General features: G+C 56.8%; 9 protein-coding genes. 6 read left to right on the top strand and 3 right to left on the bottom strand.

The window, feature by feature from the left end:
* The first annotated feature begins 210 nt into the window (after window positions 1-210).
* From ACO6TI_RS02705 to ACO6TI_RS02695, 3 genes are read left to right on the top strand one after another with little or no spacing between them, the layout of a single operon-like run.
* Entirely contained in the window at window positions 211-609 is a 399-nt protein-coding gene (locus ACO6TI_RS02705; RefSeq protein ID WP_055114633.1) for a DUF3302 domain-containing protein, read from the top strand.
* Entirely contained in the window at window positions 606-1757 is a 1152-nt protein-coding gene (locus ACO6TI_RS02700) for an HlyD family secretion protein (RefSeq protein WP_104702502.1), read from the top strand. The genes ACO6TI_RS02705 and ACO6TI_RS02700 overlap by 4 nt, the downstream gene beginning before the upstream one ends.
* Before the next feature lie 16 nt (window positions 1758-1773).
* Window positions 1774-3327 (top strand): efflux transporter outer membrane subunit, encoded by a 1554-nt coding sequence (locus ACO6TI_RS02695; protein ID WP_422384292.1) that lies wholly within the window; start codon window positions 1774-1776, stop codon window positions 3325-3327.
* 261 nt (window positions 3328-3588) lie between these two features.
* Here the strand turns inward: ACO6TI_RS02695 and ACO6TI_RS02690 are convergent, their stop codons facing one another.
* Window positions 3589-4206: a TetR/AcrR family transcriptional regulator gene (locus tag ACO6TI_RS02690; RefSeq protein WP_055114628.1), complete on the bottom strand. Its 618-nt coding sequence runs from the start codon at window positions 4204-4206 to the stop codon at window positions 3589-3591.
* A 180-nt stretch (window positions 4207-4386) separates the two neighbouring features.
* Between ACO6TI_RS02690 and ACO6TI_RS02685 the strand changes: the two genes are divergently transcribed.
* Window positions 4387-4848, top strand: coding sequence for a (2Fe-2S)-binding protein (locus ACO6TI_RS02685; RefSeq protein ID WP_055114626.1), 462 nt, complete (start codon window positions 4387-4389; stop codon window positions 4846-4848).
* A 3-nt stretch (window positions 4849-4851) separates the two neighbouring features.
* Complete coding sequence (locus ACO6TI_RS02680) at window positions 4852-7041, top strand: molybdopterin cofactor-binding domain-containing protein (protein WP_422384291.1); 2190 nt, start codon at window positions 4852-4854, stop codon at window positions 7039-7041.
* Window positions 7042-7300: 259 nt separating this feature from the next.
* On the opposite strand, the gene ACO6TI_RS02675 is transcribed toward ACO6TI_RS02680, so the two are convergent.
* Window positions 7301-7912: a cytochrome P460 family protein gene (locus ACO6TI_RS02675; protein ID WP_422384290.1), complete on the bottom strand. Its 612-nt coding sequence runs from the start codon at window positions 7910-7912 to the stop codon at window positions 7301-7303.
* Window positions 7913-8443: 531 nt separating this feature from the next.
* Between ACO6TI_RS02675 and ACO6TI_RS02670 the strand changes: the two genes are divergently transcribed.
* The gene (locus ACO6TI_RS02670) at window positions 8444-10585 is read left to right on the top strand and encodes a methyl-accepting chemotaxis protein (protein ID WP_196999282.1); all 2142 of its coding nucleotides are present in this window, start codon (window positions 8444-8446) and stop codon (window positions 10583-10585) included.
* 59 nt (window positions 10586-10644) lie between these two features.
* Here ACO6TI_RS02670 and rlmN read toward each other — a convergent pair whose 3' ends face one another.
* Window positions 10645-11868 (bottom strand): 23S rRNA (adenine(2503)-C(2))-methyltransferase RlmN, encoded by a 1224-nt coding sequence (rlmN, locus tag ACO6TI_RS02665; RefSeq protein ID WP_055115553.1) that lies wholly within the window; start codon window positions 11866-11868, stop codon window positions 10645-10647.
* Window positions 11869-12084 lie beyond the last annotated feature (216 nt).

Below are 12084 nucleotides of genomic sequence, written 5' to 3'. Positions count from 1 at the left end.
GCACCGTTGAAAATTTTCGGCAATTTAGCCGGTTCTCTTGGCGGTGCAAGCCCTTCAATTCGGCCAAATGGTCGCCGTTCCCCCTGCCTGCAAAAGATGGCTCAATCGTCGGTACGTCCGTGACGGTACTTGCAATTGGTCGCGCTCCGGTCGAGGGTGTTCAGGTGACAAAAACATCAGTCTGGTTGTGTTGCGGGCCTGGGAGGTAGAATGGATCTTATCGACTTCAAACTCGATGGATATGACTACGCGACCTTTCTGATTCTGCTATTGGTCGTGATCGCTTTTTTCTATGCGATGATCACACTGGGGGGCTTGCCCGGAAAGCTCGCGGAAAAGCGCAAACATCCGCATGCGGAATCCGTAAAGCTCGGCGGATGGATCGGGCTTTTCACGGTCTTTCCCTGGATTCATGCCCTTATCTGGGCCTATCACGACAGCCTGACCATTGATGTCCGCAAACTTCCCAAGGACATGCGCGACACACCTGAAGACGAGGATCCGGAGACGGGTGAGGTTGCCCGGACGGCGGCAATCCAGGCAACACTGTCCGGAACCGAAGCGGCGGACGCGACACGAAACGCAGCAAAGGACGGAGCGTCCTCATGACTGTCGCGTTGTTGATCCTCGGGTTTTATGCCCTCTTCATGTGGCTGGTGTTCTACAAGTTTCAGTGGCTCAAGTTCAACATCGCCTGGGGTGTGGTGAGCTTCTGGGTGGGTTTCCACGTTCTTTTTCTGCTGATCGTGTTTCTGCGGTTCTATACGCCCTACACGATCGACGGGCATGTCATCCGGCAAACGATCCAGATCGCACCACGCCTTCCGCATCCCACGGTATTGCAGGAAGTCTACGTCTCCCAGAACCAGAAAGTGAAGAAAGGGGACCAGCTCTACCAGTTTGATCCGACCCTTTATGCGGCGCAACTTGCGGAATCCGAGGCTAACCTGGCCAACGCCCAGCAGAATGCGCTGATCCTGGAGGAGAACGTGGTGCTTGCACGCGACTCCCTCAATCAGGCCCGGGCGAACGAGCAATTCGCGAACGAACAGGTGAACCGCTATTCCAACCTTGTGCCGCGCGGCGGGGCCAAGCAGGAAACACTGGACCAGTGGAACGCGCAGCTGGCCGGTGCAGAGGCGCAGGTCGCGGAGGCCGAGGCCAATGTGAAGAAAGCTCAACTGGCCGTGGATGCGAAATTCGATGGTGTCAACGCACAGGTTGCCGCCGCGCAGTCCCAGGTGGATCAGGCGCAATACTATCTCGACCAGACGACGATCTACGCGCCGGAAGACGGCGTGATCATCAGCCAGCAGGCGCGGCCCGGGCTGGTCGTGGGTGGTTTCCGTGTCGGCTCCATCGCAGCTTTCGTTGCCGATGCAAATCCCTATTTTCTGGCTACATTCTATCAGGAACACCTGAAATTCGTCGAACCCGGTCAACCGGTGGAAGTGGCGCTGGACATCTATCCGGGCCAGATCTTCAACGGCAAGGTGAGGGCCATCTGGGAAGGAACCGGTCAGGGACAGATCATTCCCCGCGGACGCGTGCCGGAATTCCTGTTCATGAGCCCGCAGGGGCGGTTCGCGGTTGAAATCGTTCTCGATGACGACCCGGCCCTGAAACGCTATCCGGCGGGAGCCCATGGCGCCGCTGCAATCTATACCGGAGGTGGTGGAAACTGGGTCGCGGTCCTCCGGCGCGTGAACATGCGCCTTTATTCCTGGGTCAACTTCATCGTACCTTTTGATGTCTAGGACGGGCGACAGGTTTATGGGGCGATTGCAAAAGGCAAGACTATCGGCGGTTCTCGGCAGCTCGCTGCTGCTGGGTGGTTGCATGGTCGGACCGGACTTTGAACGGCCCGAAGCTCCCATTCTCGACAGCTGGAGTTCCGGTGCCGATCTGCCGATCGACAGCCGAACCGGGTTCACCACGAGAAGCGCGAATTCCGTGCCGTGGTGGCATGTCTTCCGGGACGAAACCCTGAACGGCCTGATTGCCCAGGCTTACCGGCAGAATGTGGAGCTGCAGGCGGCAGGTGTCCGCGTCTATCAGGCGCGCGCGCAGCTGGGAATCGCACGGGGCGAACTGTTTCCCCAGGTGCAGGAGATCAACGGTGGTTCCAAGAGCATTCGTTTCAGCGCCCAAGATCCGTTTATCCGGGACTTGGAGAGGGTCGGGCTGGTCAATGACCACATTACCCGTGTGTCTGCGGGGTTCGATGCTGCCTGGGAGATTGATGTCTGGGGCAAGATTCGCAGGGACGTGCAGTCGGCCGACGCCAACCTGAAGGCAAACATTGCTTCCTATGATGACGCGCTTGTCACGCTCACGGGTGATATCGCAGCGACCTATGTGACCGTCCGCGAGCTCCAGCAACTGGTGGCAACAGCGCGCAAGAATGCAGCCCTGCAGAAAAAATCACTGGATCTTACCCGGCTACGTCTGGAAAACGGCGCGGCAACCAAGCTGGATGTCGACGAGGCAACTGTTCTTTACAACAACACGCTTGCCAGCATTCCGGGTTACGAGGCTGAACTGGCGCAGGCCTATAATGCACTCAGCCTGCTCTTGAGCGAGCCTCCGGGCAAGATGAAGTCGCGCCTTGGGCGGAGAGCCCGTTATCCGCGTGCCCCGGCAGAAGTTGCCATTGGTGTTCCGGCTGATCTTCTGCGCAGGCGCCCGGACATACGCTATGCGGAATATGTGGCCGCGGCGCAGTCGGCCCAGATCGGCGTTGCCAAGGCGGACCTTTATCCCGCGTTCTCCATTTCCGGCGCGATCGGTGTCAGTGCGGATGATTTTTCAAACCTGTTCGGCAAGGGCACGGCAACCGGTTTCATCAATCCGGGGTTTTCCTGGAACTTCCTGAACTATGGCCGCATCCAGAACAATGTCCGGGTCCAGGATGCCGAATTCCAGGAAACGCTGCTCAACTACAAGAATACCGTTCTCAATGCGTATTCGGAAGTTGAGAACGCCCTGACGGCCTTTCTTCGGTCCAAGCAGGAAGCGGTTTACCTGCGCCGCAGCGTGGCGGCTGCCCGCAGTGCCGTTTCTGAGGTCGAGGCGCAGTATGAAGATGGGACCGCATCCTACAACCGGGTGGTCGATGCCCAGAAGAGCCTGCTTGTCGCCGAAGAACGTCTGATTGCCGCGGAAGCGAACGTGCTGACCAACCTGATCGCGGTCTACAAGGGGCTCGGGGGTGGCTGGGTTCCGGAAAATGTAGACGGCCTGATTTCCGAGGAGACGCGCCAGCAGATGGCGGAGCGGACACGGTGGGGCAAGTTGCTGGAAAAGCCGGTTGGGAATTCGGGTTAGTCAGCTTGTGTCGTCGTTTTGTTTGATGGGCTCGAACCATTGTCGTCTGGGACGCTGCAGAGTGGAGGTTCGGGATCCATTGCGCCGCCGCGGCGGTGTGTCTCTCTCCCTTCAGTGAATACCGGATCTCTGTCTTCGCAAGGATGACAAAGGGGTGGCTCTAGCGTTTTGAACCAAAGATGTCCGTTTAAATCTTGCGGCGTTACAAGAAGGCTACCTGACGGACAAGTCGTCGCGATCGGTTCAGGGCTCAGAGAAAGCCTATTCCGCTGCCGATTTTGCCACTGATGCAACACCATACCTTGCCAGGAACAAGTCGACGCTTTCCTCGATGATCTTGCCGATCTCCTCACGGTCGGGAACGCGGGCGGCGTAGATGTTCGGGAAAAAGGCGCGGGACTTTATGAGGCCCAGAAACTGTTCGGCGGCAACAGCGGGATCTTCGGCCTTCAGTTTGCCTTCCTTCGTCGCGCGTTCGATGAATTCGGCGAAAACGACGAGTTTGGTCATGCGGGCATTCATATCGGCAGCGAGTTCCGGATCGCGGATGGTCTCGCTCATGATCATGCGGGCAAGGCTCATGAAGCACGGATTGATCATCAGTTCACCCTCTGCCCAGCCCAGCCTGACAAGCGCATCGCGAATGGGCAGGTCCGGATCATAGGACAGTTCAAGTGCGGAATTGATCTGGTCGGCGAGACACTGGTTGATGGCCCTGAAGAGAACGTCCTTGCTTTCAAAGTGATTGTAGACTGTTCGCTTGGAGACCTGCGCACGTTCGGAAATCCGGTCCATGCTTGCGCCGGCATACCCCTTTTCCTGAAATTCCGCGATCGCGGCCTCGACTATCTGCTTTTTCTTCTGGTCGGATACGGACATGTCCTGCTCACATCAGCCCTTGTTGCATTTCTTTTTTTGTTTTCAGTTCCCCGCTCTTTTTTCCCAAAAAAGGCACTCTATGTAAACTAGGGAGTTTACAGATACGAATACAAAGACTAAACTGCACAGTGTAGTTTACACCCTTTAGCCAGTTAAGGCCAGCCAAGGGAGACGTCCTTCATGTCAGTTACACTTAAAATCAATGGGGAAACGCGGACGCTCGACGCCGATCCCGAAAGCCCGCTCTTGTGGGCACTGCGCGACGAACTCGGGATGACCGGAACGAAGTTCGGCTGCGGCATTGCCTCATGCGGCGCCTGCACCGTTCATTGGGATGGCGTTCCGATCCGGTCCTGCCAGACATTTGTCGGTGATCTGGAAGGTGCCGAAATCACTACCATCGAGGGAGTTGACGGCAAGGCGGCGCAGGCCGTGCAAGCCGCCTGGAACGAGCTGGATGTGCCGCAATGCGGCTATTGCCAGTCCGGCCAGATCATGGCGGCGACCGCTCTTTTGAGCGAAACGCCGAAGCCAACGGATGAAGATATCGATGCCGCCATGGACGGAAATGTCTGCCGCTGCGCAACCTATGCCCGTATCCGCAAGGCAATCCACCTTGCATCCGACAAGATGGAGGCCTGATCCATGTTGCATTTGCTGCAAAAGCCGCTCGAAGCCGCAAAGCCGAACCGCCGGACCTTCCTGAAGATGTCCGCAGGCACCGTTGGCGGTCTGATGATCGCGATGCACCTGCCGCGTGCTGCAGAAGCTGCCACCGGCGACAGTGGACTTGTCCAGCCGTTCGTGCATATCCGACCGGACAACACCGTCATCGTCCTTTCCAAACATCTGGACAAGGGACAGGGGACTGCAACCGGGCTTACCACGCTGGTCGCCGATGAACTCGATGCGTCCTGGGATCAGGTCTCCGCTGAATTCGCGCCGTCAAATCCGCAGGTTTACGCAAACACACTGTTCGGTGTGCAGGGCACGGGCGGCTCGACCGCCATGGCCAACTCCTTCATGCAATACCGTCAGGCCGGAGCCGTGGCCAAGGCCATGATCGTTGCTGCCGCTGCACAGGAATGGGGGGTTCCGACGGGTGAAGTCACAGTTTCGAACGGGGTGGTCAGCCATTCTTCCGGAAAATCCGCGACACTCGGTGAACTGGCAGGATTGGCTGCTCAGCAAGATGTTCCGGCCGAGCCGCAATTGAAAACCCCGGATCAGTGGGTCTATATCGGAAAAATCTTCCCGCGCGTCGACGTGAAGAACAAGACAATCGGTGCGCCGAACACCTACACCATGGACTTTCAGCGCGACGATCTCCTGGTTGCGGTGGTTGCCCGCTCACCGAGGTTTGGCGGCAAGCTGAAATCCTTCAACGCAAGCGAGGCGGAGAAAGTTCCCGGTGTCGTCAAGGTTCTCCAGATCCCGAACGGGGTAGCCGTCGTCGCAGAATCAACCTGGCCTGCCATCAAGGCGCGCGATCTTCTGGAAATCGAGTGGGATGACGGTGACGCGGAAACCCGTTCAAGCGATGCCATGATGGCGGAGCTGAAGGAGTTGACAGCAAAGCCGGCGCTGAAGGTCCGCGAAGACGGTGATGTCGACGCGGCACTCGAAGCATCCGCGAGCGTTATCGAGGCCGATTTCGAGTTTCCGTTCCTCGCTCACGGTGCCATGGAGCCCCTTGATGCGGCGCTCCTGTATGATGGCGAGACAGCGGAACTGTGGCTCGGTTCCCAGATCCAGACGATCGATCACAACGTGGCTGCAACGATCCTCGAGGTTCCGTTCGAAAAGGTGAAAGTGAACACCATGTGGGCCGGCGGGTCTTTCGGACGGCGGGCACAGGCCGATAGTCATCCGGTTGCAGAAGTCGCCTTCCTCGCAAAGGCGATGCTGGCTGCTGGAATGGACCCGGCACCTGTCAAGATCATCTGGACCCGCGAAGACGATATGGCTGGCGGTTATTATCGTCCGATGTCGGCGCACAAGATCAAGGTCGGATTTGACGGCGACAACAACGTCACTGCATTCAAGTACAACATCGCGGCCAAATCGATCATCAAGGGCACGCCTTTCGAAGCGATGCTGATGAAGGACGGCGTCGACCACAACATGACCGAGGGTGCGCATGACACGACCTATGCGTTCCCGCTGATGAACATGGACCAGGCTTTCCAGGAAACGAAGGTTCCGGTTCTCTGGTGGCGCTCTGTCGGTCACACACATACTGCCTATGTCATGGAGACCATGATGGATCGCCTGGCGAAGCAGGCGGGCAAGGATCCGGTCACGTATCGCCTCGAAATGATCAAGGACGATCCGCGAAAGGTGGAAGTGCTGAAACTGGCGGCCGAAAAAGCCGGCTGGGATCAGCCTGCGCCCGAGGGTCGATATCGCGGTGTCGCCGTGCACAAGTCCTTCGGATCCTATGTTGCGGAGGTTGCGGAAATCTCCTTGCGGGATGACGGCACGGTGAAAGTGGAAAAAGTCGTGGCAGCTGTTGATTGCGGTACTCCGATCAACCCGGACAATATCCGGGCGCAGGTCGAAGGCGGCATCGGTTACGGTCTTGGTGCCATCCTGCGCAACCAGGTGACGCTTGCCGACGGAATTGTCGAAGAAACAAACTTTGATACCTATGAACCGATCCGCATCTCCGACATGCCCGAGATCGAAGTGCATATCGTGGCATCAAACGAGGCCCCGACCGGAATTGGCGAACCCGGGACCCCTCCGATCGGTCCGGCTGTCGCGAATGCCATTGCCGCTGCAAAGGATGAATGGGTCACCAACCTGCCTTTGACCAAGGCAGGACTGGTATAACCGGAACAGCGAATTGACCTTGTAAGGCCGCCTCAGGGCGGCCTTTTTGCTTTGTGACCTTGCAACTGTCTGTGTTGTCGGCGCTATGACGCAAAGCGCGCTGGTCCCACCGTTCGATCAAAAGCGCAAACCTGGCCGTTTGCGCAGGCGTTGGCTCAACAATCGAGTGTATCTTTTCGCTGAGGCGGGTAGTCGATCCTGCGAACGTATTCCCACAGTTGCTCGTTTGATCGGCATTTCAACAGTGACACCCGAACCGCTATTTCCGGATCCGGTAGTCTTCGGGAACAAAGAACGTAAAATCCCGGTCTTCGACGGCAAGATGACATTCATGACAATAGGTCATGAGGTCAGGATTGTCGCCAGTGGTATCGCCCACGATGGAGCCATCGGGAATCACCATGAAATACCGCCAGTCAGCTGTTTTGGGACTGGCGCCCTCGGCCAGTTTTTCCATGCCGAACATGGCTCCTGGGAAAATGCGACCGTCGCCCGTAACCGTGATGCTGTCCTTAGCAAGAACAGAGCCGACGGGCAGCTCCTCGCCTTCAGCAAGGATTGCATAGTTGATGGCCCTGGCGTTGGCGTAATTGTTGACGTAGCGCTGACCATGAGTAGCCGAAATATAGGGAGCATCGTTGAAGGCTTCCCAGGACTGATAATCGCGAATCTCCGCGAGATCCGACATGGCGTAAAGGGATGCCATGCGCTCCTTCAGGTCGCTGTAAATCTTGCGCGCTTCGTCCTTGGAAAGATCCGCCGGATTTTCGATGGCAATATGGCTGTCGAAAGGCTGACTTTGTGCAAAGGCATCCACGACGATTGCGGAAATCACCATAATTATGAGTAGAATGATAACATGTTTGCTCATTGCAATTTCTCCCAAACCCTCACGGGATTCGATGGGCTTTCTTTCAGCAAGCGCCGGAAAATCCTCGCCGTGTGAACTTCATACAGGCAATTCTTTTTTCAGGCACCAATTACAGACCCGGGCAATGGTCGGTCTGCGTATCCAGCAATTTCCGGCTTGGCCCTCTTTTGTGAAGTGGTTATCCCGAAGAGTAATACAACCGCGCTGTAAATCTAGGTTGGTATTCCCTGCAATCACCCGGATGTGCGCAGTCTTGATCATTCAGTCGAATCGCCGACCGGCCTGATTGTGCGCGATACACCTAAAAGATGTAAGTTGTGAATTGCGAAATTTAAAATAGAATTCGCATAAGTTGAAAAATACCAAGTATACATCTTGTTATAATTGAGTATTAAAATAGATTTGGTTGATAAAATAAAAGTCACAACTTCCATTTTTTCATCATTAAGCCTAATAATTGGGCATAATTAACTTTGCAGTAAGCAGACTCACGTCAACTCAGTAAGGTGATCTTAATAACTGGAGGGTGCCATGGGGACCCGGTTTTCCAAGCTGAGTTTTCGACTGCCCGCGATCATTTCGGGGTGTTCAGTTGTCGCAGCGGTCTTTGTCGGTGCGCTTGCCTACTGGGTGAGTGCATCCAACATCGAGGAGCAGGCGGAGGAGCGATTGAGCGCGCTCGCCAAGGTTCGCTCAGACGATCTTTCTCACTATCTGGAATCGATCGTCCAGGATCTCACCGTCACTGCGGGAAGCCCGTTTGTGCAGACTGCCCTTGAAGACTTCGACGCAGCCTGGAAAACCGGGGAAGGCGATGTGGCAACGACGCTTCAAAACGCCTACATCCACGACAATCCGCATCCGTTGGGGGAAAAGGATGCCCTGATGAGCGCCGGGGACACGCCGTACGACGTTGTCCATGCGCAGTACCATCCGTGGTTCCGGCAAACACTCAAGACCCACGGCTATTATGATATTTTCCTGTTCGCCGAAGATGGGTCACTGATCTACTCGGTCTTCAAGGAACTGGACTACGCGACAAATCTTATCAATGGCCAGTACAAGGACACTGACCTCGGCAATGCATTCCGGGCAGCATTGAAGGGCGATAGGGACAAAGTCCATTTCTTCGATTTCAAACCCTACGCACCGAGTGCTGATGCTCCCGCAAGCTTCATTTCGACCCCGATCTACAAGGGCGATGAAAAGCTTGGCGTGCTCGTCTTCCAGATGCCGATCGATAACATCAACTCGATCATGTCAGGCGTTGCGGGGCTCGGCGAGACCGGTGAGGCGATCCTTATCGGCGCCGACAAACTGTTCCGGAACGATTCGGCGAAAACGCCTGAAGACAACGATATTCTCAAGGCCAGCCTTGACAGCGAGGTTGTCGACAAGGCGCTTGCCGGCCAGGCATCCAATGGACATCTGGACAACTTCCGCGGAGAATCATTTTTTGCCGCGTCGTCGCCGCTTGAGTTTCATGGCGCAAAACTGGCTGTGGTCGCTGTTGAGGCGGAAAGTGAAGTTCTCCTCCCCGTAACCAGGCTTGGTACGCAGATCGCCGTGATCAGCGCGGTGATTCTGGTTGTCATGACGATTATCGGCCTGTTCGCCGCCCGTTCGATTACCAATCCGATCAAGAACCTGGTTCAAAGCGCGGCCAAACTCGCAGGCGGTGATGTCAGCGTCGAGTTCGCGGAAGCCGGTCGTCAGGATGAAGTCGGAGAGATTGCCTCGGCAATTGCGGGCTTCCGTGACGGCGTTGCGGAACAGGCACGCCTGGCGGAAGCGCGGGAAGAAGAAGAGAAGCTTCGCAATGAGCGCCAGCACAGGGTCGAGAACCTAATCGAGACTTTCAGGACACAATCCTCTGAGTTGTTGAGCACAGTCGAGGCATCGATGACCGAGATGCAATCCAATGCGTCGTCGATGATGGCAACCGCGTCGAACGCTGCTGACGAGGTCAGTAGCGCAGCGACCGCGACCAATCATGCTTCCGGCAATGTTCAGACCGTGGCGGCCGCGACCGAAGAATTGTCTTCGTCAATTTCGGAAATCGGCCGCAGGGTTGATGAAACCAGTCAGGTCATTTCAGATGCCACGAGCCAGACCCAGATCAGCACCGAAAAAATGGAAATGCTGTCGTCCGGTTCAGCTCGCATCGGTGAGGTCATCGGTCTCATCCAGGCAATAGCGGAGCAAACCAACCTGCTTGCCCTGAATGCGACGATCGAGGCAGCCCGGGCAGGTGAAGCCGGCAAAGGCTTTGCGGTTGTCGCGGCGGAAGTCAAGGAACTTGCGACGCAAACGTCAAAGGCGACGGAAGACATTTCCAGTCAGATCTCTGAAATCCAGGCGGCAACACAGCAGGCTGTCGCGGCAATCCAGGGTGTTGCGGATATCATGGTCAAGGCGAATGAGAACACGGCGTCCATCGCTGCCGCCGTTCAGGAACAGGATGCCGCGACCGGCGAGATCAGCCGGAGTGCTTCCGAGGCCTCCTCGGGCACGACCACGGCAAGTGACAACATGTCAAATGTCAGCTCCGCGGTCGATACGACGTCCATGTCCGCACGCTCCGTCGAAGGTGCCGTGACAGATGCGTCGGAGAAGCTGGAAACGCTCAACGTCACGGTATCGGAATTTCTACGCGATGTTGCGGCGGCCTGATCGGTCGCCATCGCAAACGAAAACGGCGGCCACTGGCCGCCGTTTTTTTGAGAAATCGTTCAGGATGCCGCGAGCGCCTCGCGATCTTTCTTGCGCATTCGTTCCGAAGCCGATTTCAACTGGCCGCAGGCTGCAAAGATATCGCGGCCGCGCGGCGTTCGGATCGGTGATGCGTACCCCGCCCGGTTGACGATGTCGGCGAATTCCTCAATCCGCTCCCAGTCCGAGCATTCGTAGTCCGATCCCGGCCAGGGATTGAACGGTATGAGATTGATCTTCGCTGGAATGCCCTTGAGAAGCCGGACGAGATCCAATGCCTCCTGATTGCTGTCGTTCACACCCTTGAGCATCACATATTCGAAGGTGATGCGCTTGGCGTTGGAAAGTCCCGGGTACTGGCGGCAGGCATCGAGCAGGGCCTCGATGTTCCATTTCTTGTTGATCGGCACCAAAACATCGCGAAGGTCGTCGCGAACTGCGTGAAGCGAGATTGCCAGCATGCAGCCGATCTCGTCACCGGTGCGGAATATTTCCGGCACGACGCCGGAAGTCGACAAGGTGATGCGGCGCTTGGAGAGTGACAGGCCGTCGCCGTCGGATGCGATCAGCAAGGCCTTCTTGACGTTGTCGAAATTGTAGAGCGGTTCCCCCATGCCCATCATGACGATGTTGGACACGAGGCGGCCTTCGGAGGGAACAATTGCACCTTGCGGGGTGTCGGCATGAGGGAAATCCCCCAACCTGTCACGGGCCATGAGAATCTGCGAAAGAATTTCCTCGGCGGTCAGGTTCCGCACGAGTTTCTGGGTTCCAGTGTGACAGAATGTGCAGGTCAGAGTGCAGCCGACCTGCGAAGAGACACAGAGCGTGCCGCGGCCTTCTTCCGGGATGTAGACAGTCTCGACCTCGACCGGACGGCCGGCCCCGCGTGGCGGAAACCGGAAAAGCCATTTGCGTGTGCCATCAACGGAGATCTGCTCGGAAACGATTTCCGGACGCACCAAGGTGAAGGCTTCAGCCAGTTTTGCGCGCAGATCCTTTGCGATGTTGGTCATGTCGGCAAAGTCGGATACGCCGCGCACATAGAGCCAGTGCCAGAGTTGAGAGGCGCGCATGCGCCACTGCTTCTGTGGAACACCGATGGTCCCGAGCAATTCACCGAGTTCCTCGCGAGACAGCCCGATCAGAGTTGGCCTGTCGTCATTGTGCAAAGGGGTGATTGCTGCAGCGGTAACTGTCTGCGCGTTCGGATTGTCTCGCGCGATGTCGAGCGTAGTTGCCATGTCGTGATCCGTTTCACATCCGGCATTCGTCAACACTTTGCGCTCAGCAAGCAGCAGCCGGGTCGCCCGCATCCGCAGGCTCAAACTCAAGCGCTTCCAAAACCACAATTGAGCCGAAAAATCAAGCTGATTGGCCGCATTGGAGCCATGCCACGCGCGCATGCATGCGAAACGTCATACGCAGTTACCCGGCCGGGGTGTTCCCGGCCGGGCCAA

Origin of the sequence: Roseibium album, assembly GCF_965233825.1 — a bacterium.
Taxonomy (GTDB): domain Bacteria; phylum Pseudomonadota; class Alphaproteobacteria; order Rhizobiales; family Stappiaceae; genus Roseibium; species Roseibium album.
Note: the sequence above shows the minus strand (reverse complement) of the source record. Positions and strands in the feature narration are given on the sequence as shown.

Excerpts from the sequence above, each read along its gene's own strand:
- ACO6TI_RS02705 (WP_055114633.1), top strand. The coding sequence starts at position 211 with ATGGATCTTATCGACTTCAAACTCGATGGATATGACTACGCGACCTTT.
- ACO6TI_RS02700 (WP_104702502.1), top strand. The coding sequence starts at position 606 with ATGACTGTCGCGTTGTTGATCCTCGGGTTTTATGCCCTCTTCATGTGG.
- ACO6TI_RS02695 (WP_422384292.1), top strand. The coding sequence starts at position 1,774 with ATGGGGCGATTGCAAAAGGCAAGACTATCGGCGGTTCTCGGCAGCTCG.
- ACO6TI_RS02690 (WP_055114628.1), bottom strand. The coding sequence starts at position 4,206 with ATGTCCGTATCCGACCAGAAGAAAAAGCAGATAGTCGAGGCCGCGATC.
- ACO6TI_RS02685 (WP_055114626.1), top strand. The coding sequence starts at position 4,387 with ATGTCAGTTACACTTAAAATCAATGGGGAAACGCGGACGCTCGACGCC.
- ACO6TI_RS02680 (WP_422384291.1), top strand. The coding sequence starts at position 4,852 with ATGTTGCATTTGCTGCAAAAGCCGCTCGAAGCCGCAAAGCCGAACCGC.
- ACO6TI_RS02675 (WP_422384290.1), bottom strand. The coding sequence starts at position 7,912 with ATGAGCAAACATGTTATCATTCTACTCATAATTATGGTGATTTCCGCA.
- ACO6TI_RS02670 (WP_196999282.1), top strand. The coding sequence starts at position 8,444 with ATGGGGACCCGGTTTTCCAAGCTGAGTTTTCGACTGCCCGCGATCATT.
- rlmN (WP_055115553.1), bottom strand. The coding sequence starts at position 11,868 with ATGGCAACTACGCTCGACATCGCGCGAGACAATCCGAACGCGCAGACA.